The organism is Salinibacillus aidingensis, from assembly GCF_039522525.1.
Lineage (GTDB): Bacteria > Bacillota > Bacilli > Bacillales > Alkalibacillaceae > Salinibacillus > Salinibacillus aidingensis.
Genome location: NZ_BAAADO010000003.1, coordinates 565380 through 587891 on the forward strand (window position 1 = coordinate 565380; position 22512 = coordinate 587891).

Below are 22512 nucleotides of genomic sequence, written 5' to 3' on the forward strand. Positions count from 1 at the left end.
AATTTTGTTAGGTCTGGATTAATATTTGCGGTGAATCGGTGGATATTGTTATGTATATCGATGGATTGTGATTTGCCAGGTTGATAGCTGCAGTGAATAGGTGGATAAATCCAGGAAATCGGCGGATAGAATCACCAGATCGATGGATACACCCACGAAACAGACCGATAACACCATCAATCCCCATCACCTAAACCGGTCCCAGTTGAATTTCCCCCATATATTTCACAAAAACAAAATATGAAAGTTCTGAAAATAGTGGTAAAATAATACCAGAGATACATCATCTGTGTCCGTTGCAGCTACTACATAATGAACGCGGGAATCAGGTAGACTTTTTAAATGCAGATGGGTGTATCTCAAATTCAGTTAGGGGGAATGGAAGGATGTTAAAGAAGTTTGCTTCGGATGCGTTGGGTTTATCTGATATTGGAAAGATTATTGAGCCCAAAGATTATGACAAAACGGATGCGGATGATTATGTTCGTCATGAGGACGATGAGAAGATCTACTTTCTTATTAAAACAAAAGCGGATGAGTACTGCTTTACCAATTTGGCGTTCATCCATGTGGACGGTGAAAACGCGGTATCTTCCAAGCGGACGCTTCGGCGTTATCCCTATTTTCAGTATCAGATTTCGAATGTGCTCCTGGAAACAGCGGGGCGTGTTGATTTAGATATTGAAATTAAATTCTCGCTTGGGAATCAGGATTTCAGCATCGATGTAGATAAAAATCAGCTGGAGCAGTTAAATGATCTTTATAAGGCATTAGTGTACATTTCTGAGGCTACTCAGGAAAACAAAATCATGTTAAAAATGAGTGAACAGAGTCTTGATAAGGCTGTAAATGTTCTGCAAAACTCCCGTACAAACGATGCCAACCTGGCTGATCAATTCAAACAAATTACGGAATATGGATTTTCCTGGCTCCATTCCAATCATGAAAAATTCCACCAGAAAGACTTTGGAGACGTGTTTGAAAAGTATATTAATCAATAAGCTAAGACCCGGCCTGATTTGGGCTGGGTTTTCTTTATTCACTAAACAGGTTCGTTAAAATAAATTTTCACCCCGGGAAGGACACTTGAAAAACAAAGAAGGGTTTTATAAAATCATATTTTGAAATGTTTTTTCAGAACGTCATACCTCTTTAAAATAATTCAATCTGAAAATTGTACATAAAGGAGAGAGATACTGTGGGTCCCGCGGTTATGGGTATCAGCTTGTTAGTGTTTATGGCAGCTGCGATCATGCTCGTCGTGTATTTATTTAAACGGAAATCATTAAAAAATGTTAAGCATCTTTTTTTAGTCGGCTTGGCCTTGTTTATTTTCAGTCTGTTTTTACCAGGACCAACGGAGGAATCGACTTCTCCTGATAAAAAGAATGAAGATGAAAATGTAGAGGAGAAGGAAGAAACTGATCAAACAAAAGATGATAAAGAGCGCGAGGAAGAAAAGGATAAAGATAAGGAGTCTGCGGATAAAAGTTCGGATGCAGACGAGAAAGACAAAAAATCAAATCAAGAGAAAAACCAGGACAAAACAAACGGAAACAGTGAAGGAAAGGTGAACAATGATCCTGAAACAGGGGATTCGTCTGGTTCGTCACAGACATCGGATAAACCATCTCCCAATTCAAATTTGGAATCAGCCCGTGTTACGAGGGTAGTTGATGGAGATACAATTGAGATTCAATATAAGGGAAAAACAGAAGATGTCCGCCTTCTGTTAGTAGATACACCGGAGACCGTTCACCCAAGTAAACCTGTTCAGCCATATGGGCCTGAAGCCAGCTCCTTTGCAAAGAAGGCTTTATCCGGAAAACAGGTCCAGGTTGAATTTGATGGACCAAAGCGGGATCACTATGACAGGCTGCTTGCCTACATCTGGGTTGATGGAAAAATGTTTAACCAGCTGCTTCTTGAAAAAGGCCTTGCACGGCTCGCTTACGTATATGATCCGCCATATACTCATTATGACGCTTATGTAAAAGCGCAAACGAAGGCTGTGAATGCCAATCGGGGAATCTGGAGTATTAATGGCTATGTAACAGAGGAAGGCTTTAATGATTCAGCGTCAGGAAACTCTTCGGATGGCGGCTCGAGCTCCGGGTCCGGTTCGGGTTCGAGCGGTTCTGATTCCGGCAGCTCCGGCTCTGGATCAGGAGAGGTCATTTACGATCCTGATGGCCCGGACCGCGACTGCGGAGATTTCGACACTCATAATCAGGCACAAAACTTTTTCGAGGCAGCCGGTGGACCGAACAGCGATCCACACCGCTTGGACAGGGATGGCAACGGCCTCGCCTGTGAAAGCCTGCCATAGTTTGGGACTGTCCCCACATGCTTTAAAGTGTTAAAGGATGTGGGGATTTTTATTGTGTTGACGGATTCCTGGGCTGTGGTGGCGGATGGATCGGCATGAGAGATGGATTCCCTGTATTTTTTGACCGATAAATCCTGAATTTTAATTGATAAATTCCAAATTCAGACGGAAATCACCACCAAAATGACAGATAAAATCCGGAGCGACTGATAAATGGCATAAAATGATGGATGAATCCTGGTTTTTGCCCGATAACCTCAGGAATTAGAGCGATGCCCGCATTCACCTGATTGGTTAAAATCCTTGATTGACTAGTATTCCACCGATATAGCATTAGCCCTCAAAATAATGGGCAAAAAAGTTAAGCTGTTCGTCTGAAAAAGTTGGGTATGCTATAATAATTAGGAAAATTCAAATAAATATCCTAAAATATTAAATTTGAACATTCAAAAAATGGTGAGGAGTAAGTCTGCGTGCGCAGGCGCTGGTGGACGATAGCCATGTATCGATTTTTGTGCATTTAATATATTCTGACTGGGGGAGAGGTCATGACAACAATAGGTTTCATCCGGCATGGCATAACAGAGTGGAATGTGACGGGCAGGGCTCAGGGAATCTCGGATGTTCCTCTGAATGAGACTGGAAAACGTCAGGCTTTAAAGGCAGGAAAAAGACTTTCGAGGGAAGAAAAATGGGATATGATCATAACCAGTGATTTGTCCAGGGCGATAGAGACGGGTTCAATCATTGGAAGGGAGATAAAAGTCCCTATTCATCACTATGATCCAAGAATCCGGGAGAAAAACTGCGGGGAGGTTGAAGGAACAACTGAGGAGGAAAGGTTGCAGAAATGGGGCCGTAACTGGCGTGAATTGGGTCTTGGCATGGAGACAGATGATGAAATAGCAAAAAGAGGGACAGAATTTGTGGAGGAGATTTCTGCTGCATACAGAGGAAAGCGAATCCTCGTTGTCAGTCATGGATTGTTGCTTGGACTCACCTTAAAGAGACTTCTTCCCAATCAATGGGAAAAGCCGGAATTGGAACATACATCGGTTACGATATTAGAATATAAGGATGATAAGTGGGACTGCTCTTTGTATAACTGTACAAAGCATTTGAATGACACTCACACTCATACGATCTGAATTTATCATAGCCAACCAAAAAGGTTAACCTTGGGAACAGAGTTAACCTTTTTTTGCTGGTTCATATAAGTTATTTCATCCGAATGACAATTTTCCCTTTCGCATGGTGAGTCTCGCTTAATTTATGAGCTTCTTTAATCCCCTCTTCAGAAAAAGGAAATTCATGGCCAACTACAGGTTTTACCTTGCCTGCTTCTATGAGTTTTCCTAATTGATCAAGCTGTTCTCCGTCAGGCTCAAGCCAGAGAAAACCAGCTTTTATATTCCGGGCTTTCGCTTTTTCCTCATCGGGATTGCCAGCTATTGAAACCAGCTTACCCCCATCTTTCAGCACTTGAAAGCTCTTATCCATGATTTCACCGCCGAGGGTGTCCACCACAATATCATAGTCATGAAGGATATCCTCGAAGTTTTGCTCTTTATAATTAATGAACTCATCAACGCCTAGTTCCGTTAAAAGGTCCTCGTTTTTCCCGCTTGCCGTAGAAGCGACATAGGCACCAAAATGCTTGGCAATTTGAATGGCAAAGCTTCCGACTCCTCCAGCCCCTGCATGAATAAGGACTTTGTTCCCTTTATTGATATTTGAGAAATCGACAAGGCACTGCCAGGCAGTTAGTCCGGTTAAGGGTACGGAAGCAGCCTCTTTAAAATCGAGGTTTTTTGGTTTGGGTGCAAGTAAATGCTCATCAACGACTGTATACTCAGCGTATGTACCTTTTGCGGTTGTGTCCGGGCGGGCGAATACTTCATCTCCAATCTGAAATTTTGTCACTTTCGAACCTGTTTCTGTGATTACTCCAGCTGCATCCCAGCCTAAAATAACTGGAAATTCAAATGGCAGCCCTTCCTTCAGGTAACCCTCTCTCACTTTCCAATCAATTGGATTAATGGAAGTAGCATACATCTCCACTAGTACCTGGTGTTCCCCGATTTCCGGTTTAGGAATTTCTTTCATTTTTAATTGATTTCTTCCGCCATATTCTTCAATAACCACTGCTTTCATGAATGTTAACCTCCTGTTGATATAGATACTGATAAAGTATAAGGTTATTTTTTATATTATATGCTATCTTATACGATTGCTAGTCAGCAAATCATTCGCTATCCAATTCATTTTAGTGAGAATGTCTACCAATTAATCATAATAAAATGGATTATTGGTTAATGGAGGGATCATTTGTAAAAATACATAAGACCTTCGAATCATTTTTATAAACCGATTGTATAACAGACTCTTAAAAGAACTATTACAGGAAAATGGATTATTGAAACAAGAATAATAATCTGTTATATTTTAAAATGTTTAAATTATGAAACAAGAAGGGGTTGAGCGTGTGAAACGGAAAATTTTAGCGGTGACGTTCTTCATCGGTCTTTTGATTTTGACTGCATGTGGAAATACGGAAGGGGAAAGTAATGGAGGCGAAGAAGAAAAATCAGAGCCTTCAAATAAATGGGAAGAAATTCAGGAAGCTGGTGAGATTGTCGTTGGGACGTCAGGAACATTGTATCCTGCATCCTATTATCCTGAGGACTCCGATAAGATCACTGGTTATGATGTGGAAATCGTCAAAGAGATGGCCAAGCGTCTTGATTTAAATGTTTCTTTTGAAATTATGGGAATTGACTCTATGCTATCTTCAGTGGATAGTGGCAGAATTGATTTAGTCGCAAATGACATTGAAATTACTGATGAACGCCAAAAGAATTTTGCTTTCAGTGAGCCATATAAGTATTCCTATGCAACAATGATTGTCAGGGAAGATGATTTATCCGGTATACAAACACTGGAGGATTTGGAAGGGAAAATAGCTGGCGGTGGTGCTACAACCGTATTCAGTCAAATTGCCAAGCATTTCGGAGCTGAAATAAAAACCTACACAAATGTTACAAATGATGTATATTTACGGGATGTTGAAAATGGACGTACAGATTTAGTTATGAATGATTATTACCTACAAAGTCTGGCGTTAGAGGCGCTGCCGGAAATTGATGTAACCCTGCATCCTGACCTGCGTTTCCATCCATCAGAGCAGGCCCTGGTCATGCAAAAAGATGCCGAGGTTTTCCATGAGAAAATCAATCAGGTTTTGACGGAAATGCGTGAGGATGGAACGTTAAAAGAGCTTTCAGAGCAGTTCTTTGGTGGAAAAGATGCGTCAACACCTCCTGACAAAGAGATTAAAGAAATTGAAGGACTTGACCTATAGGTGATTTTTCATGATGGAAATTAATATCACTGAATTTGATGTCAGTAACCTTTTTGATCCGAAGTTGGCGATAGACAGCCTTCCTTTTGTTTTGGGAGGGCTGCCGATGACCATTGCCGTTTCCTTTGTTGCTATGGGTATTGGTTTAATCCTTGGGTTGTTTCTTGCATTGGGGAGAAACTCTAAAACTATTCTTTTAAGATGGCCGGTGCGTCTCTATATTTCCTTTATGCGGGGAACCCCCATTATTGTCTTTCTGTTTATTTTATATAATGGGCTTCCGTATGCAGGAATTGAATTATCCGCCTATATGGCAGCCATTATCGGTTTTGGATTAAACAGTGCGGCATACATAGCGGAAATTAATCGGGCTTCGTTAAACAGTGTGCCATCCGGACAGTGGGAATCCGCCCAGGCCTTAGGTTTAACAAAATGGAAAACGCTGGGGTCTATTATTCTTCCGCAGGCAACGCGGATTGCCCTGCCCCCATTGACGAATGTCTTTCTGGACTTAGTAAAGGCAAGTTCTCTGGCCGCAGTCATTACGGTCCCCGAGCTATTCCAAAAGGCACAAATTGTGGGTGGCAGGACATATGATCATATGACGATGTATGTTCTGATTGCTCTTATTTACTGGTCATTATGTATCGTTATTTCTGCCTTTCAGGAACGGCTGGAAAAGCGTTTTAGCCGGTATATCCAAACCTGATTTTAAAACCCGGAATATACAGGTTATTTCAAACTTGTTTATTCCGGGTCTTTATTTGGTTCATCGTAATTGTGTTACTTTTTATGTTTAAAAGATTAGATTTATATCGATAGAAAGCGTATACTGGAACATAGAAAAGACATATTTTGCAACATAGGAGGTATTTACATGGCATTTGTCATTACAAGCCCGTGTCAGGAGGAGAAAGCAGGAGAGTGCGTAGAAGTCTGTCCTGTCGAATGTATTGAAGAAGGTAAGGATCAATTTTACATAGACCCGGATATTTGCATCGACTGCGGTGCCTGTGTAGCTGTCTGTCCTGTTGATGCAATTGTGGAAGAGTTTGATATGACACCTGACCAAGAGGTTTATTTAAAGAAAGCGGAAGAATTTTTTGCAAACCGGTAAAATTGTATAAATTGGAGTGAAGGAGTGTGTCTTCCCAGTGGAGATACACTCTTTTTTAAGCAGGTATATTCAATTCTCTGTTGAAATAATGATAGAGAAATAGATGTATAAAGAGGTGTTATGAAGATGACAAAGCCAATAGAGTTAGATCCTAAAACAAGTCTGATTGATTTGTACGACTTAAACCTGGAGAAGCGGACAGGTTCTTTTGTTTTGCATGATGAGAAACTGACAATTATTGAAACGAGTGCCAGTCCTTCCGTTCCCCATCTCTTAGAGGGGCTGAAAGAATTGGACATTGAACCTGAGGAAGTGAACTATATCATTGTGACCCATATTCATCTTGATCATGCAGGCGGGGCTGGGGTTTTTCTGGAAAAGTGCCCAAATGCTACTGTTGTGGTCCATCCGAAAGGCAAACGACATCTTGCTAATCCCTCCAGATTAATAGCGGGGGCGAAGATGGTATATGGAGATTTGTTTGAACAGTTGTTTGACCCTATTGTTCCTGTACCTGAGGACAGACTGATGGTGAAGGAGGATGGGGAAACCCTTCAGATTGGGAAAAATCGTACGTTAACGTTTTATGATACACCTGGGCACGCCAAACACCATTTTTCCATCCACGATTCCTACAACAATGGAATATTTACCGGCGATACAATCGGTATACTCTACCCGAAAACACCATTAGAATTTATACTCCCGACAACTTCTCCCAATCAGTTCGACCCTGCAGCTATGATGAACTCCCTTGAAAAAATAGAAAAGCTTGATGTTGATGCGATAAATTTTGGGCATTATGGTCAATCGGCAAACCCGCAGCATGTATATGAACAGATGCGCTACTGGCTTCCGAAGTTTATGGAAATTGGTGAACAGATTTATTCTGATCTGGCTGATGCCCCTGATAAAGAAAAGGGAGGAGCTGTAGCGGAGGGATTGCTGAATGAAATAGGTCAATACCTGGATGAACAGGGACTTTCCCGGGATCATGAAGTATATCAGTACTTAAATATGGATATGCAGGTCTGTGCGATGGGGATTGTGGACTATTTAAAGAAAAAATCATAAATGAATAAAGAAGAGCCCAAAGCCAATTACGGATTGGGCTTTTTTACGTTTAATCCTTCTATTATCCTCATAAAAATTTCATTCACATCGATTATTGTAAGTAGAGCAATTTTTTGTTCTGTAAAATGTGTGAAGTGTATAGATTTTATTATGGCACAATGTGTGTACAGCGAGGGATTAAAATGACAATTGAGGAACAGTTGATTAATAAAACGTATTATCAGACGTTTATGGATGGCGTCCAAAATGTGCATCCCATTAAAGTACTGGGAGAAATGTATTTAAATGAGCATAAAAGTGACATTCCGGAGCTGTCCGCTATTCGATTTGCTCAGGGAGAGGTTTATTATCTTAATGATGACTACGAATCAGCGATCCTGAAGTGGGAAAATGTTTCGAATGAACTGCAGCCATGGGCACAAAAAAATCTTGGCGATGCCCATTTTGAACTTGGATTACTGCCGATTGCAGAGGAATACTATAAAGCTGTTGAAACAGATTCAAATGGGTTAAAGTCAGAGATTCTATTGCAGCTATTTTCATTATACATACAGCTGAATCAGTTAGACAAAGCCATGGATACGATTAAAAAGGCGGTTGAGCTGGATCCGGATTATCCTGATGTGACGGATATGGCCAGAGCATTTTTTGAAGAACGTAAGGAATGGAAGGAGGCCCTTCATCTTGCTGTAAATGAGGCTTTGCGAACAGAGTCTTTATATTGGTTTGAAATCATTGAAGGGTATGCAGAAGCCGGGCATACGATCGCTTTTGAGCCTCATTATTTTACAGAAGTGTTAAAAACCCTTTATTCCATTCAGCTGGCTAGGTTTGAAAGTCTGACGGCCGCATTATGGAAAAGTTACAAGCAAACCGATTTTTACTTTTCCTGGCTGATGGAAATGAACAAATGGCTGCTGAATATGGAAAAGGGTCAAAATCATATGTGGCGCACGCTATCGCCTTTATACAAAGAGAGCTTTTTGAAGCTGCTGGAGGGTACTTATTTCATTAAGGACTTATCTCCTTTACTACCAAACTACTTAACGAACTGGATACATCTGTCCACACCTTCAGATGATCTATTCGCAGGTTCAGCCGTTCTCGCCTGGAATGAGATGTTTCCGGCTGACATTGATGATACAGTCGTTCGACGGGCTGAGCACAGGGTGAGTGAATCCCCTGACTATGAAAATGTTTTAGATGAGTGTCTTCAGCTTTTCGAAACCTTGCTGAACTGGGCACAGGATAAAGGAGTAGCCCTGGATGCTCGTGCAGAGAAGCTCGTCCAGCAATTGGCAGATTTAAACGAGCACCGTTTGATGATTTGGGGTACATCAGTTGAGGGGAGAAGAACCGTTGTCAACCAGTTTCTTCAACAGGAGCTTATCGGGGAAACCGCCTCTGCTACTGTTTTTGTAAGGGATGCTGAGGATACCAATATTCAGATCATTACTGAAGATAAGGTGCAAAATATAGAAAATCTGGAAGACAATCAGGAGCAAGCACAAAGTCAAATAGCGATGGTCGATTACCAGGTACCGGCACCATTTTTGAATACCCATCATCTGGCTTTGATTTATCCCGGAACTGCAAAACATAAGGAAATGCTGCCTTATCTTCAGGTTGCGGACAGTTTACTATTCACAATAGATATTGATTCACCCCTTACCCCCGAGGAATTGGATATGGCCGTAACACTTGCGGAAGAGGTGCCGGAACTTGCGATTCACTTCCTTCTTTCAAGTGAACATGGACATCGCATTCATAATCAGGAAATAAAAACGAAAACCATATCAAGAATTCATACGTACTTTCCAAATGCCAGGATATTGAACGATTTCAGTCAGGAAACAGGGGTAGAGGAAATGTCTTCCTTCATAAGGATGATCACCCATGAAGAAAACAGAAAAGAAAAACGTACGAGAAAACTCCTGCACTTTGTGAAACAAACCATTACCTATCTGCTTGATCAACAAGTAGAAATGGAAAGTTCCCTGATGGACGAAATGAAATGGAACAATGAAACCCGTGCCAAAATTAATGATGCCCTTAAAAAGGTGAACCATATTGAAGATACGAAAATAAAGAATATGAAAGATAGCTATCGGAAAATGAAGGAGAATATACGTCAAAAGCTTGAATCCAGGATTCCGGAATTATTAAGAAACAGTTCTGAGATCGTGGATGAAGATTCCAATTTTGAAAATATCCATGATGAAGTGAATGCTGAAATGAATAAACGAGTTGTGTATTATGTGAAGGATGAAATTTTACCTGCCTTTCATAGAGACCTGCAAGGATGGATTAGGGATAATGAAGAGGATTTTAAGAATCTTCAGGATGATTTAGATGAACTAAGTGAGGACCTTAACCGTCAATTTTTTGAGCAAAAGATTTCGCTAAATGGTGATTTTAAAATCCTTCAAGACTGGAAACGGGATATCCATCGAATGACAAGAGGAAGTTTACAGATTGAAAACCGGAATATATTGAAACGGTCGGCTTCTTCACAGATTTTATGGAAGGGCGCAGGAAAGCTGTTTGATGTGATCAGACAGGATAAGGAAAAGCTTGAGGCAAGATTTAAGAATTCTATTGAAAGTAAGGATTACAGCGGGACGGTTAAGGCGATCTCAGACGAGTTCATGCAGCAGTTTGAACTGTTTGAGCATTCTCTGGATTGGGATGTGGGAACATTTTTTACTCAGCCCTATGAAGTACTAAATGAAGCCTTAACGGAAACTCAAGAGCTGATCGAAAGAACGAATGAGGAGCTTAACAATATGAGAAAAAATCCGGAGACCTATCGTGATCCTCTTACATTGTTTAAATTACGTGTTCTTCAGTTTGAATGGCTGACAAATCGAAGCCGTTACAGAAGCATGTAATCATAAACGTATCTAAAACAACCGCTTCATATCTTTGGCTGTCAAAAATAAACCATGGGCGGACCTGATGTTGATCCGCACATTTTTCAGGTTTTCTTCCTCAATTCATTTTTAATATATCCCAAAAATTCATGCGCTTTTTTCTTGGGGGCTTTCGTTAATAAACTAACGATCAAAAATAAGAGGCTGGAAATGAGTAGCCCCCATATTCCTGAAGCGAGTCCAAAAGGAGTTGTTTGTGAAACTTCGAGCATGATAACCAAAAAACTACCTGCGATTACACTTGTTAGTACCCCGGCAGCAGTTCCTTTGCTCCAGAAAAAGGTGCCGATGATTGCTGGAACGACAACCAGTAGTCCGGCCGAGGATGATACAGACAATACTGCAATCAGGTTCAATTCCATTTGTGCAAATAAAAAGGCAAGGACTGCGATTACTGGTATAACCAATTTCCCGATTCGAAGCTGCATCTGGTCACTTGTGTTTTTCTTCACATTCCCATACACATCACGAGCAAATAAAGACGATAATGTGAGGAGTATGGAATCTATTGTTGAAATGGCTGCTGCCATAATTCCGACCATCACGATCACACCTAAAACAGGTGGAACTAGGTCAGAGGATAAAAGCGTTGGTGTAGCTAAGTCTGCGTTTGATAAATCAGGAAATTGGAGGCTTGCCGTAAAACCCCAAATGACTGAAACTAACGTGTAAATCAATCCGAACCCTAAAAATCCCATTAACATCGTACGGAGACTTTTGAGGGATGCCGGCATAAACAGACGCTGACTGACCTGTGGATTCGATAGACTGAAGAAAAACCACGGGATCGTTAATCCTAAAAAGGTAGTGAAACTGAAGTAGCCGTTTCCTGGAACAGTCAACAGTTCGCTGCGTTCTGTTTCAAGAGTATGAAAGAAGCCGTCAAAACCACCTAAACGATTGATAATGATAAGCACAACGATGGTTGATGTGATGACCATAAACAAGGCCTGCAGAGCATCTGTCCAAGCAACAGAACGGATTCCGGCAATATAGGAATAAACAATCGCTAACAAAGTTGCGATCACGACACCTGTAGTAAAAGGAATGGCATTATTCGTCACACCTTGTAACAAGTAGCCGACACCGGATAATTGAACGGCGCTGTAAGGTATTAAGAAGAGACAGCTTGACAGGGAAACGACAACAGCAACCAGTTTGTTCTGATAACGATCGCCTAACATTTCCGAGGGGGTAACGTACCCGTATTTTTTCCCTGCTAACCAGAATCTTGGTCCAAAAAATGCAACTAAAGATACGCCGATCAGATAGATGAGTTCAAACCCTAATGCTCCGACGCCACCGTTATATGTAAGACCGGCTAAACCAACCAGCATAAATGCGCTGTAGGTGGTAGCACTATAGCTTAGTGCAGAAACAAACCCGTTTAATTTTCGATTACCAAGGAAGTAGCTGTCCATGGTGGTCTGTTTTCCTCGCCTTGATAAAAAAGCAATGAATAACGCCAGAATAATGTAGATGACGATAGCTGACCATACATAAGTCGTTGTCATGGTTATTTACCCCAATCCTTTGTAATAAAATAGTTCACCCCAATGATGACAATCGTTAATCCTGTCCATAGCAGAAAACTTCCATACCAGGCTGACACATTAGTGAATATTGTATAAGGAAGAATGTAGGCCAGTAACACAGTTATTAAAATAACCAGGGCCCATTTTCGCTCTGAGGACGCCATGTGTAATCACCTCCCAGTACGTTGAAATATTTCCAGGCTGCTGCCACCCTCCATTATAGAATAAAGTGACAATATTTTGAACAGTGCGATGGGTTATTTCCTCCTTTTTAAGAAAGGCAAAGAACTTCCTGAAAAATGGTTCAAATCAATTGAAGTGACCTTGTAAACGTGATAACATATCCAATAATTTATTACGTATTAACCGGCCGTAATACCCCCACTTCAAGACTTCAGGGTACCCCAACAAGACTAAGTGGGGATAAACGGCCAGTTAATTCCTGATAAGTTCAACTAACCATCAGTGGTGATGGAGAAAGCCCCTACTGATGGAAGTTTCACTTTATAGAAAGGGGATGTTCATGATGCGATATGTGACCTTACAAATGATTTATGAGCATCCAATTGCGCAAAAATATGTGAGACGTGCGGGAATGGCCCATGCGATATCTGTATCCTCCCATGCGTTCAATCTGGCTCATAAATACGATGCAAATCCGGATTGGGCTGCAAAAGCCGGATTTTTGCATGATATTGGCCATTATACATGGTTTCGTAATGGAGAATGGGATTATGAATTATATCGGGACTGTGATATACACCCTATTAAAGGGGCTGAGCGTGCACACAAACTACTGGTTCGGTTAGGAGAAGATAAAAAGGCAGCAAAAGAGATTTCCCATGCCATTTTATTTCACACGGAATCAGCACTGCCAGAAGGTCAATTTGAGTTAAATTCTTTACAGAAAGTTGTGCACCTGGCAGACGAAAAGGATAAGCAGCCCGGCGATTTGCATCATTACCGAAATATCAATCAGGAAAAAGAACGGCAGCTGATTAAAACACTGGATGAGAAAATTGATCTGGATTCAGGAAACTATACTGAGAAAATTTCCATTGGCATAGATAATGAAAGCTAAGAACAAGTTGCAGGCGAGGGTCTGCCTTTTTATGGCCGCCAGCTGCATAAATGGCGCTGTCGCTTGTGGTTTATAGGCAGGTAAATTGACTGGGGAATAGAGGAATCTTACAATTGAAAGTGGATGATAGATGCATTTTAGCTATCACCACATCATACGTTAACGAAAAGGAGTGGACCACTTATGGGTAAAAAAGTAGCCGTTTTACTTACAAATATGTTTGAGGATGTGGAATATACAGAGCCTGCAAAAGCATTGAGAGAAGCAGGTCATGAGCTAACGGTTATTGAAAAGGAAAAAGGAACCTCTGTAACCGGGAAACAAGGAGAAGCAAAAGTGGAAATTGATGCTTCTATTGATGATGTGAAGCCTGAAGATTTTGATGCCTTATTAATACCAGGGGGCTTTTCACCGGATATATTACGTGACGATGAGCGGTTTGTTACCTTCAGTAAACACTTTATGGATGAAAAGAAGCCGGTTTTCGCAATATGTCATGGTCCCCAGCTATTGATTACGGCGAAAACCCTTGATGGACGTAAAGCGACTGGATACAAGTCTATTCAAGTTGATCTTGAAAATGCAGGTGTAAACTTCGTGGATGAAGAAGTTGTTGTATGCTGTAACCAGCTGGTAACCAGCCGTCAGCCGGATGATATTCCAGCATTTAACCGAGAAGCACTTAAGGTTCTTGAAAGTGAATAATTGTTAAAGTATAGATCCCCCGGGAGTTTTTCTTCCGGGGGAATTTTTTGCTCTTTATTTCATTGCCTCTGTGTAAATATATTTTTCCAAAATAGTTATTTTCGCCATTGCATACAATTGAAACAGGACTATTAATATATAAAAATGTATTTTAATTCCAAACTAATAGTAAAAAATTATTGTGTAATTTCACAAATCTGTCATTGACTGTGACTACAGATATAGATTATGATACTTTTTGTGTCTTTTTTGAAAATTTATTCCATTAAAAAATAGCGTTGCCATAGGTTCAAATATTTTCCTATAAACCACAGTCCATTATAATTGTGGATTTTGGATATCATCTGCCATAAAGGTAGAATTTTTTCTTTTTAAGGATTTTTATATTTTCAAATCGCACAAAATTTAGATATCGGCTAACGAACAGCTGAAGAATGGTAGAGGTGAAAATAATGAGTAAAAGATTTCAAATTAAAAAGTTACGAACCAAAATTTTGCTTGGTTTTTCATTAATTATGCTATTGGTTCTCGTTTTAGCGGGGTTCAATATATATTCGACTTACCAATCTAATCAGGAAATTGATGAAATTATGGAAGAGCAAATGACTTTATTAATTGCAGATGAAAAGATTGCTTTTAACATGGCAGAGAGAACTGCATTAATTCGTGGGTTTTTGTTATATGAAGATGAGCAATATAGAGAGCGTTTTGATTCATACATAGAAGAAAGTATTACATTAGAAAATCGGGTGTTGGAGTTATCTGATTCCGAAAAGGCAAAAGAATTGATTGATCAAAAAATTGAATGGGGAACCTTAACAGATAAGGTTTTTAAGGAGTACGACAATGGCAACAAACAAGCTGCAATGAACATTATGAGCGAGGAGGTTCAGCCGCTTGCACGGGAGCTGATGGACGGTTTCGAAACACTGGCGAATAATCGTGAGGAAGTTATTCAGAATAAGGGTGAGCAGATTCAGGCCAATGGTGAGCAAATGGCCACCTTAGGATTGATTGTCGCTGGAATCATTGTCATTGTTGGAGTTCTGGCTGCATTCATTACAGCCCGGAAGATTACGAATCCAATAAAGCTCGTTGTGGATAGGATGCAGACTATAACTGACAGAGACTTAAGCCATGAAGATTTAAATAATCCATATAAGGATGAAATTGGCCAGCTGATTGAAGCTACGAACCAAATGAATGGACAGACAAGGGAGTTACTGCAAAAAATCAATGAGGTTTCAGGAACAGTTACGTCGCATAGTGAAGAACTCTCCCAATCGGCAAATGAAGTGAAAAATGGTTCAGAGCAGATTGCAAGTACGATGGAAGAAATTGCTTCAGGCTCAGAAAGTCAGGCCAACAAAGCCAGTGAACTTGCTTCCCATTCAAATTCCTTTACTGGAAAAGTACAGGAAGCCTATTCCAACGGTGAAAAAATCCATAATTCTTCTAACGAAATTTTGAAAATGACCGTCGATGGACAAAAACTGATGGAGCAATCCGTGGAAGAAATGTCCAATATCGATCAAATTGTTAAAGAAGCCGTAGAAAAAGTAGACGGATTGGATACGAAATCAAAACAAATTTCTAAATTGGTGACGGTTATTCAGGATGTAGCCGAGCAAACGAATTTATTAGCTTTAAATGCTGCTATCGAAGCCGCTCGTGCTGGCGAACATGGAAAAGGATTCGCCGTAGTAGCAGATGAAGTAAGGAAACTCGCTGAACAAGTAGCCCATTCGGTAACGGAGATCACAGGTATCGTTGATGGGATACAAACAGAAACAACAAATGTGGTGGAAGCTTTAGAAAATGGATACTCTGAGGTTGAAAATGGAACAACACAGATTCAAAGAACAGGGGAAACGTTAGAAAACATTAACCATTCAGTGGAAGAAATGGTTCAAAGTATAGAAACCGTGTCCCAACATCTGTCACAAATCGCTGGGACGAGTGATGACATGAACGCTTCCATTTCAGAGATTGCTTCTGTATCAGAGGAGACAGCTGCTGGTGTGGAACAGACCTCAGCATCTGCCCAGCAAACGAATAGTTCAATGGATGAAATATCGGCAAGCTCTATGGAACTATCAAAATTGGCGGAAGAATTAAACGGTCTGGTCAACCAGTTTAAGCTGTAAAATAGCTAATTATTCTATGGAAAGGGGATTTTTGGCTTTCTTCCCATGATTCCACCGAACTATTTAAGAAGGATTCTTGTTAATATAGAATATATCATTCGGAGGTGACATCATGAGAATTGCATTATTAAAAGAACCGTCTTTAATGAGAGATATATTAGTGCATGAGTTAAAAAGCCTCTTTCCAACAATTGAATTTACGGCTTATGGGCCTGAAGATCAGGAAACATTACAAAATGATTATGAAAGTATAACCTTATTAATTATAGATTTAGACACGAATATGGATGAATCCACAATCATTGATTTCTATAAAAGTCAGAATATAAAAATCGCCGTCTGGTTTTCAACATTAGATAATCCGGACCTTTTTAATCTATTAAAGTTAAATCTGAATGGGTACTTTTTTAATGGTATGGAAAAAGAGGAGCTGACGTATGCAATCCAGACAATCATTAATGGGAAGCGATATGTCCATCCTGAAATTAACCAGATCTTTTTAAATGATTATTCCCGTCTTCATAATCATGCTAAGCCCCGTCCTGTTGGAGTCCTTTCAAAGCGCGAATGGGAAGTGCTTGAACTGCTTACAAAAGGATACAAAAATCAGGAAATAGCAAAATTTTTATTTATCACAGAAAAAACGGTTAAAATTTATGTAAGTTCTATCTTAAGAACCTTGGAAGTGGAGGACCGTACCAATGCTGTTCTGACGGCGATTAGAAACAAGTGGTTTGTGCTTTAGAAACCTTGCATACAGCTTGGAGTAGACTGAAAATTACGGATTTTCATTTTGGAAAATTTTTATCTTCAGAATTCTAAATACTTCCCTATTGTATGACGATATAACTAGTATACATGTTTCATATACACATCGAAAAAGGCAAACTTTCCGAAAGGTTAGGACGCAAAGCTCAGGGTCTAATATTCTTTTGGGGTTATGAACTGAAAGAATGATGATTGCCAGGCTGCCAAGTATTATCTTTTTGGCTATTCAACGTTTGTGAGTAGCCTTTTTTTATGAAAATTTTAGTGGAAAAGAAAGTAGGTAAAGTTATGACGACAACGGATGCGAAGAGTACTGAATCTGTAACAAACATCCTGAATGGCACGATACAATCGGTCAGGAGCGTGATTCCTTTAAATATAGATATCGGTACACCTCAATTACACGAGGAACCTTTAGAGTTGGAATTTGGAGTACTGATTGGGATTACCGGAGAAATAAAAGGATCACTTGTCTTAGCGGGATCGGCATCACTTTTTGGCTCTTTAGGAGAGAGTATGTATGGAATGAGTTTAGAAGGGGAAATGCTTTCATCGTTTAGTGGAGAACTGGGGAATATGATTGCAGGCGGAATGTCCACCAATGCAGAAGAGTCAGGGACACATACAGATATAACCTCTCCAACGATAATGGAAGGAGACACCTCTTTAAAAGGCTTTAGAAAAGGGCTCCAGATACCGATACTAATAAATGAGTCAGAAGAATTTACGATTTATTTACTGCTTGATTCTTAGAATAGGTTGATTATCATCTGGTTAGGAGGAGTGAAATGGATACAAATCAATATATTGAAGTGTTTTTAGACGAAAGTCGTGAACACTTACAAGCAATCAATGATCATCTGCTCGAACTGGAGAAAGAGTCTGAGGATACGACTATCGTAGGAGAAATTTTCCGTTCGGCACATACACTTAAAGGCATGGCTGGAACGATGGGGTATGAAGACATATCATCGTTAACCCACAAAATGGAAAACGTTCTGGATTTAATTCGCAATCATCAGCTTGCTGTGGCAACAGATCTAATAGATATCCTATTCAGCTGCCTGGAAACATTAGAAGAAATGGTAGAGTCTATTGCCTCAGGCGGGGACGGAAAAAAGGATGTCTCCCAATTAGTTCATCAACTGGAAGCCATTGAGAAAGGTGAGCAGCCTGAAACATCAAATGGAGATCAAGAAGCAACAGGTACAGCCGATACGCTGGAGAATCTGGAAATTGATGAATACCAAAAAACCGTTATTGATCAGGCCAGAGATCAGGGTTATCATGCTTTTCAAATAACCGTTACCCTTAATGAGGATTGTATGCTGAAACAGGCTCGTGTTTTCATGGTCTTTGAGGTCCTGGAGGATTCAGGTGAAGTCATCAAGACCTCCCCTTCTGTTGAAGAGTTGGAAGAAGAGGATTTTAATGACCAGTTTTCTGTCGTTCTTTTAACACAGGAAACCCTGGACAGTGTTAAAGATAAAATTATGAAAATATCTGAGATTAAACAGGTTGAAGGTACACCCTTGGAAGACTCTCATGTACATATGCCAAATGATGAAAAGAAAGAGATTCATAGAGAAAATGAACCTCAGGAAAAACAGAAAGAGGTAAAAGAAGAACAGAAGCAACAACAGTCGCCGAAACGGCAAACGCAGTCCAAATCAATAAGAGTCAATATTGACCGTATCGACCATTTAATGAACCTGTTTGAGGAAGTCGTTATTGATCGGGGCCGTTTGGAGGAGTTATCCAGCAAAATCGGTCATAGTGAGCTGATCGAAACAGTTGAACATATGTCTAGGGTATCTAAGGATATGCAAAATATGATGCTAACGATGCGTATGGTGCCAATCGAGCAGGTGTTTAATCGATTCCCTCGTATGATTCGCGGTCTTTCCAAAGATCTGGATAAAAAGATTGAACTTGAAATCAGTGGAGCCGAGACTGAATTAGATCGTACGGTTATCGATGAAATTGGAGATCCATTGGTTCATTTAATTCGAAATTCAGTGGATCATGGTATTGAATCTCCTCAGGAACGCCGGGAAAAAGGTAAGACGGAGGAGGGACATCTTCAGCTCAAGGCATACCATAATGGCAACCATGTTTACATAGAAATTGAAGATGATGGTGCCGGAATTAACCGGGATAAAGTTGTGGAAAAAGCAATCAAAAACGGTATTGTAACAGAAGAAGAGGCTGAAAAGCTATCTGATGAAGAAGTCTATCCTTTAATCTTTTCCTCAGGTTTTAGTACGGCAGAACAGGTCTCAGATATATCCGGACGTGGGGTAGGCCTGGATGTTGTGAAAAATACCATTGAGTCCTTGGGTGGACAAATCTTTACTACATCTGTTCCTGACAATGGCAGTAAATTTACGATTCAGCTTCCATTAACCCTGTCGATTCTTTCGGCAATGCTGGTCAATGTGGAGCGTGAAACCTATGCGATTCCGCTCTCATTTATCGAAGAGACGGTTATGCTTAAACCTGAAGAAAAGATGTCGGTAAATGGACAGGCTGTTATGGACTTTAGAGGAAAAGTGGTACCTCTTGTATCGATCCAGGAAGTCTTTGAAGTACCCGGAACAGAAGAAACAGAACAAAACGGAAATCAGGATGAAGCCATTGTTGTTGTGAAAAAGGGAGATAAGCTGACCGGATTAATTGTTGATCATTTTATGGGACAAAAAGAGGTCGTACTTAAATCACTTGGAAATTACTTTAAAGATGTGTTTGCCATTTCCGGAGCTACAATCCTTGGTGATGGAAGCATTTCACTCATTATTGATCCAAATGCATTAATTAAATGATAGAAGGAGGATGGTCACATTATGAATGAACCATCTAAGGTCATTGTTTTTCAATTAAATGAAGAACAATATGGTGTGGATATACAGCAAGTACTATCGATTGAAAAATTAACGGAAATTACAAAAGTTCCGAAGACGTCAGATTTTATTAAAGGAATCATCAATATCCGTGGGGAGATTACTCCAATTATAGATTTAAAGGATCGTCTGCAAATTGGGGAAACCGAATATACGAATGACACCCGTGTTCTAATTGTGCAATTAAAGGATATTCAAGTCGGTTTAATTGTTGATACTGCGTCAGATGTGATTGATATTTCAGATGCATCGATTGATCCTCCGCCCAAAGTAATAGGTGGAGTGTCGGACAACTTTATTATTGGCGTTGCAAAATTAACAGAACGCTTATTAATTTTACTGGATTTAGAACATGTTTTAAATCTGGATGAAATGAATGAAATCAAATCCGTTACAGATGAAGCATAGAGGAAGGAGAATACTGATATGGCAACCGTTTTAGTAACAGATGATGCTGCGTTTATGCGTATGCAGCTTAAAGATATTTTAACAAAGCAGGGGCACGAGGTCGTAGGAGAAGCTTCCAATGGTAAGGAAGCGATTGATCAATATTCTGAACTGCAACCTGATCTGGTAACTATGGATATCACCATGCCGGAGATGGATGGAGTGGCTGCTGTAAAAGAAATTAAAAAAATGAACCCGGATGCGACAGTTGTTATGTGTTCAGCCATGGGACAGCAGGGAATGGTCATTGAAGCTATTAAAGCAGGAGCAAAAGATTTTATTGTAAAACCTTTCACCTTCGAACGAATACAAGAAGCACTGGCCAAAGTTTTATAGATTAACTAAACTTCAGGGGGAAACTGACATGCTAAATAAGCTTAAGTTTAAAAATTTAAATATAGGTTGGAAGTATGGAGCTGTGCTAATCATTGTGTTCATTTTGTTCGGTGCGATGACCAGTGTGGTGTCCGTTCTTTTAACAAATACCGGAAATAATATCGAGGCCCTGGAGCGAAGAGGAGACCGAGCCATTAGTGTAACCCAAATGGGGTCACTTACCCGTTCAAAAGGAATTCGGGTTGCGCGTTTTGCTCAAACGGGTGATGACGTACTAGTTGAAGAATATGAAGACCGGCGGGAACAATTTAATACATTAGAAACAGAAATTCGTCCAAAAATGGATACACCCGAATTAGAAAAACTTTTTAATCAGATTGTAGAAAATGATAAAGAATTAAATGCCCTCTTTACTGAAGAAATGGTACAAGCGGAGAGACAAAACGACAAGACGGAAATGCAATCTCTGGCTAGAGATGCGGATACTGTCCGATCAGAAACAGTTGATCTTCTTCAGGAACTGCGTACGGTTGTGAATGAAGAACGAGCCTTAGCTGTGGAAGAAGCAAAAGCAAGTCAGGAACTAACTCTTATCGTGCTGATTTCATCGATGATTGGAGCGGTCGTGATTGGAGGATTGATTGTCTTCTTCATTAGTCGTGCCGTTTCCCGCAACTTGAATAAAGTTGTCCATGTTAACAATATGGTAGCTGAAGGAAACCTGGCCATTGACGCGATTGATTACGATGGTCGTGATGAAATTGGTAAACTAGCTGAATCCACCAACGCTATGGGTAGAAATCTAAAAGACATTGTAGAAAAAATTTCCGAGATTTCTGAAACGGTAAGCAGCCAAAGTGAAGAACTCACTCAGTCAGCCAATGAGGTAAAAGAAGGATCCGAACAAATCTCCTCCACTATGCAGGAGCTGGCATCCGGTTCTGAGTCACAGTCCAATAATGCCAGTGAGCTCTCTTCCAATGCCTCGTCATTCGTAGCCAGTGTGGAAGAAGCCAATGCAAATGGTGAACATGCATATAAATCTTCCAATGAAGTTATGCAAATGACAGGTGAAGGACAACAATTAATGGAACAGTCTGTAGAGCAAATGACCACCATCGATCATATTGTCCAGGATGCCGTGAAAAAAGTACAGGGATTGGATCAGCAGTCCAAAGAAATTTCAAAGCTTGTGGTCGTTATTAAAGATGTGGCAGAGCAGACCAACCTACTAGCTTTAAATGCAGCCATCGAAGCGGCTCGTGCAGGTGAACAAGGCCGAGGTTTTGCGGTTGTGGCCGACGAAGTAAGAAAGCTGGCAGAACAAGTGGCAGACTCTGTTACAGATATTACAGACATCGTAGGCAATATCCAGAAAGAATCCTCCAATGTAGTTGATTCCTTGCAGAATGGATACTCAGAGGTGGAAAAAGGGACAAGTCAAATTAAAACTACAGGAGAGACCTTTGATAAAATTAATTCAGCTGTAAGCGACATGGCAACAAATATTAAGACGGTAACGGATAAACTTTCAACAATGTCCAGTACAAGTCAGGAAATGAGCTCATCCATTGAGGAAATAGCCTCCATTTCAGAAGAATCTGCAGCAGGCGTTGAGGAAACATCAGCTTCTGCAGAACAGACAAGCACTTCAATGGAAGAAGTGGCAAAAAGCTCCGAAGACCTGGCCAAGCTTGCCGAAGAGCTGAATGAATTAATTCGTCATTTCAAGTTATAAGATTTGAGTAAACATGGGGATGCTGGTTGATTGAATAGATG

21 protein-coding genes and 1 riboswitch are annotated in these 22512 nt (G+C 40.3%); of the genes, 17 read left to right on the top strand and 4 right to left on the bottom strand.

Annotated features, from left to right (window positions below):
• Nucleotides 1-48 precede the first annotated feature (48 nt).
• Nucleotides 49-180 (bottom strand): hypothetical protein, encoded by a 132-nt coding sequence (locus ABD006_RS09755; protein ID WP_343840153.1) that lies wholly within the window; start codon nucleotides 178-180, stop codon nucleotides 49-51.
• Nucleotides 181-386: 206 nt separating this feature from the next.
• Here ABD006_RS09755 and ABD006_RS09760 point away from each other — a divergent pair, with 206 nt between their 5' ends.
• The 3 genes from ABD006_RS09760 to ABD006_RS09770 all read left to right on the top strand — a co-directional run bounded on the left by ABD006_RS09760 (nucleotide 387) and on the right by ABD006_RS09770 (nucleotide 3477).
• On the top strand, nucleotides 387-1001 hold the full coding sequence (locus ABD006_RS09760; RefSeq protein ID WP_343840154.1) for a PH domain-containing protein: 615 nt from the start codon (nucleotides 387-389) through the stop codon (nucleotides 999-1001).
• A gap of 212 nt (nucleotides 1002-1213) precedes the next feature.
• A complete protein-coding gene (locus tag ABD006_RS09765; RefSeq protein WP_343840156.1) occupies nucleotides 1214-2329 on the top strand; it encodes a thermonuclease family protein in 1116 nt (371 codons plus the stop codon).
• 548 nt (nucleotides 2330-2877) lie between these two features.
• A complete protein-coding gene (locus ABD006_RS09770; protein ID WP_343840159.1) occupies nucleotides 2878-3477 on the top strand; it encodes a histidine phosphatase family protein in 600 nt (199 codons plus the stop codon).
• A gap of 70 nt (nucleotides 3478-3547) precedes the next feature.
• Here ABD006_RS09770 and ABD006_RS09775 read toward each other — a convergent pair whose 3' ends face one another.
• Entirely contained in the window at nucleotides 3548-4483 is a 936-nt protein-coding gene (locus ABD006_RS09775; RefSeq protein WP_343840162.1) for an NADP-dependent oxidoreductase, read from the bottom strand.
• A 331-nt stretch (nucleotides 4484-4814) separates the two neighbouring features.
• Here ABD006_RS09775 and ABD006_RS09780 point away from each other — a divergent pair, with 331 nt between their 5' ends.
• The 5 genes from ABD006_RS09780 (at nucleotide 4815) to ABD006_RS09800 (ending at nucleotide 10772) form a co-directional block, all read left to right on the top strand.
• Nucleotides 4815-5690, top strand: coding sequence for a transporter substrate-binding domain-containing protein (locus ABD006_RS09780; protein ID WP_343840164.1), 876 nt, complete (start codon nucleotides 4815-4817; stop codon nucleotides 5688-5690).
• Between the two features lie 10 nt (nucleotides 5691-5700).
• Nucleotides 5701-6399 carry an amino acid ABC transporter permease gene (locus tag ABD006_RS09785; protein ID WP_343840168.1) on the top strand — a complete coding sequence of 233 codons (699 nt, stop codon included), beginning with the start codon at nucleotides 5701-5703 and terminating at the stop codon, nucleotides 6397-6399.
• 168 nt (nucleotides 6400-6567) lie between these two features.
• Nucleotides 6568-6807: a DUF362 domain-containing protein gene (locus ABD006_RS09790; RefSeq protein ID WP_044160513.1), complete on the top strand. Its 240-nt coding sequence runs from the start codon at nucleotides 6568-6570 to the stop codon at nucleotides 6805-6807.
• A gap of 126 nt (nucleotides 6808-6933) precedes the next feature.
• Nucleotides 6934-7881 carry an MBL fold metallo-hydrolase gene (locus ABD006_RS09795; protein WP_343840174.1) on the top strand — a complete coding sequence of 316 codons (948 nt, stop codon included), beginning with the start codon at nucleotides 6934-6936 and terminating at the stop codon, nucleotides 7879-7881.
• Nucleotides 7882-8063: 182 nt separating this feature from the next.
• Nucleotides 8064-10772 carry a GTP-binding protein gene (locus ABD006_RS09800; RefSeq protein ID WP_343840177.1) on the top strand — a complete coding sequence of 903 codons (2709 nt, stop codon included), beginning with the start codon at nucleotides 8064-8066 and terminating at the stop codon, nucleotides 10770-10772.
• An 86-nt stretch (nucleotides 10773-10858) separates the two neighbouring features.
• On the opposite strand, the gene ABD006_RS09805 is transcribed toward ABD006_RS09800, so the two are convergent.
• Together ABD006_RS09805 and ABD006_RS09810 are read right to left on the bottom strand one after the other, a co-directional pair.
• Nucleotides 10859-12328: a sodium:solute symporter family protein gene (locus ABD006_RS09805; RefSeq protein ID WP_343840180.1), complete on the bottom strand. Its 1470-nt coding sequence runs from the start codon at nucleotides 12326-12328 to the stop codon at nucleotides 10859-10861.
• A gap of 2 nt (nucleotides 12329-12330) precedes the next feature.
• Complete coding sequence (locus ABD006_RS09810; protein WP_343840183.1) at nucleotides 12331-12513, bottom strand: hypothetical protein; 183 nt, start codon at nucleotides 12511-12513, stop codon at nucleotides 12331-12333.
• A 362-nt stretch (nucleotides 12514-12875) separates the two neighbouring features.
• On the opposite strand from ABD006_RS09810, the gene ABD006_RS09815 reads away from it, so the two are divergent.
• The 9 genes from ABD006_RS09815 to ABD006_RS09855 all read left to right on the top strand — a co-directional run bounded on the left by ABD006_RS09815 (nucleotide 12876) and on the right by ABD006_RS09855 (nucleotide 22471).
• A complete protein-coding gene (locus ABD006_RS09815) occupies nucleotides 12876-13430 on the top strand; it encodes an HD domain-containing protein (RefSeq protein ID WP_343840186.1) in 555 nt (184 codons plus the stop codon).
• Nucleotides 13431-13613: 183 nt separating this feature from the next.
• Nucleotides 13614-14135, top strand: a complete 522-nt coding sequence (locus ABD006_RS09820; RefSeq protein ID WP_343840189.1) for a type 1 glutamine amidotransferase domain-containing protein — start codon at nucleotides 13614-13616, stop codon at nucleotides 14133-14135.
• A gap of 452 nt (nucleotides 14136-14587) precedes the next feature.
• Nucleotides 14588-16282 carry a methyl-accepting chemotaxis protein gene (locus ABD006_RS09825; RefSeq protein ID WP_343840191.1) on the top strand — a complete coding sequence of 565 codons (1695 nt, stop codon included), beginning with the start codon at nucleotides 14588-14590 and terminating at the stop codon, nucleotides 16280-16282.
• A 112-nt stretch (nucleotides 16283-16394) separates the two neighbouring features.
• Nucleotides 16395-17027, top strand: coding sequence for a response regulator transcription factor (locus tag ABD006_RS09830; protein WP_343840194.1), 633 nt, complete (start codon nucleotides 16395-16397; stop codon nucleotides 17025-17027).
• Nucleotides 17028-17154: 127 nt separating this feature from the next.
• A riboswitch (cyclic di-GMP riboswitch) is annotated at nucleotides 17155-17258 on the top strand.
• Between the two features lie 44 nt (nucleotides 17259-17302).
• Nucleotides 17303-17803, top strand: a complete 501-nt coding sequence (locus ABD006_RS09835; protein ID WP_343840196.1) for a chemotaxis protein CheX — start codon at nucleotides 17303-17305, stop codon at nucleotides 17801-17803.
• Nucleotides 17804-17838: 35 nt separating this feature from the next.
• Complete coding sequence (locus tag ABD006_RS09840) at nucleotides 17839-19872, top strand: chemotaxis protein CheW (protein WP_343840198.1); 2034 nt, start codon at nucleotides 17839-17841, stop codon at nucleotides 19870-19872.
• Between the two features lie 21 nt (nucleotides 19873-19893).
• Complete coding sequence (locus ABD006_RS09845) at nucleotides 19894-20358, top strand: chemotaxis protein CheW (protein ID WP_044160493.1); 465 nt, start codon at nucleotides 19894-19896, stop codon at nucleotides 20356-20358.
• 18 nt (nucleotides 20359-20376) lie between these two features.
• Entirely contained in the window at nucleotides 20377-20733 is a 357-nt protein-coding gene (locus ABD006_RS09850; RefSeq protein WP_343840202.1) for a response regulator, read from the top strand.
• A 28-nt stretch (nucleotides 20734-20761) separates the two neighbouring features.
• Nucleotides 20762-22471: a methyl-accepting chemotaxis protein gene (locus tag ABD006_RS09855; protein WP_343840205.1), complete on the top strand. Its 1710-nt coding sequence runs from the start codon at nucleotides 20762-20764 to the stop codon at nucleotides 22469-22471.
• Nucleotides 22472-22512: the final 41 nt, after the last annotated feature.

Excerpts from the sequence above, each read along its gene's own strand:
- ABD006_RS09805 (WP_343840180.1), bottom strand. The coding sequence starts at position 12,328 with ATGACAACGACTTATGTATGGTCAGCTATCGTCATCTACATTATTCTG.
- ABD006_RS09765 (WP_343840156.1), top strand. The coding sequence starts at position 1,214 with ATGGGTATCAGCTTGTTAGTGTTTATGGCAGCTGCGATCATGCTCGTC.
- ABD006_RS09815 (WP_343840186.1), top strand. The coding sequence starts at position 12,876 with ATGCGATATGTGACCTTACAAATGATTTATGAGCATCCAATTGCGCAA.
- ABD006_RS09795 (WP_343840174.1), top strand. The coding sequence starts at position 6,934 with ATGACAAAGCCAATAGAGTTAGATCCTAAAACAAGTCTGATTGATTTG.
- ABD006_RS09845 (WP_044160493.1), top strand. The coding sequence starts at position 19,894 with ATGAATGAACCATCTAAGGTCATTGTTTTTCAATTAAATGAAGAACAA.
- ABD006_RS09830 (WP_343840194.1), top strand. The coding sequence starts at position 16,395 with ATGAGAATTGCATTATTAAAAGAACCGTCTTTAATGAGAGATATATTA.
- ABD006_RS09775 (WP_343840162.1), bottom strand. The coding sequence starts at position 4,483 with ATGAAAGCAGTGGTTATTGAAGAATATGGCGGAAGAAATCAATTAAAA.
- ABD006_RS09800 (WP_343840177.1), top strand. The coding sequence starts at position 8,064 with ATGACAATTGAGGAACAGTTGATTAATAAAACGTATTATCAGACGTTT.
- ABD006_RS09855 (WP_343840205.1), top strand. The coding sequence starts at position 20,762 with ATGCTAAATAAGCTTAAGTTTAAAAATTTAAATATAGGTTGGAAGTAT.
- ABD006_RS09825 (WP_343840191.1), top strand. The coding sequence starts at position 14,588 with ATGAGTAAAAGATTTCAAATTAAAAAGTTACGAACCAAAATTTTGCTT.
- ABD006_RS09850 (WP_343840202.1), top strand. The coding sequence starts at position 20,377 with ATGGCAACCGTTTTAGTAACAGATGATGCTGCGTTTATGCGTATGCAG.
- ABD006_RS09840 (WP_343840198.1), top strand. The coding sequence starts at position 17,839 with ATGGATACAAATCAATATATTGAAGTGTTTTTAGACGAAAGTCGTGAA.
- ABD006_RS09835 (WP_343840196.1), top strand. The coding sequence starts at position 17,303 with ATGAAAATTTTAGTGGAAAAGAAAGTAGGTAAAGTTATGACGACAACG.
- ABD006_RS09770 (WP_343840159.1), top strand. The coding sequence starts at position 2,878 with ATGACAACAATAGGTTTCATCCGGCATGGCATAACAGAGTGGAATGTG.
- ABD006_RS09785 (WP_343840168.1), top strand. The coding sequence starts at position 5,701 with ATGATGGAAATTAATATCACTGAATTTGATGTCAGTAACCTTTTTGAT.
- ABD006_RS09820 (WP_343840189.1), top strand. The coding sequence starts at position 13,614 with ATGGGTAAAAAAGTAGCCGTTTTACTTACAAATATGTTTGAGGATGTG.
- ABD006_RS09760 (WP_343840154.1), top strand. The coding sequence starts at position 387 with ATGTTAAAGAAGTTTGCTTCGGATGCGTTGGGTTTATCTGATATTGGA.
- ABD006_RS09790 (WP_044160513.1), top strand. The coding sequence starts at position 6,568 with ATGGCATTTGTCATTACAAGCCCGTGTCAGGAGGAGAAAGCAGGAGAG.
- ABD006_RS09810 (WP_343840183.1), bottom strand. The coding sequence starts at position 12,513 with ATGGCGTCCTCAGAGCGAAAATGGGCCCTGGTTATTTTAATAACTGTG.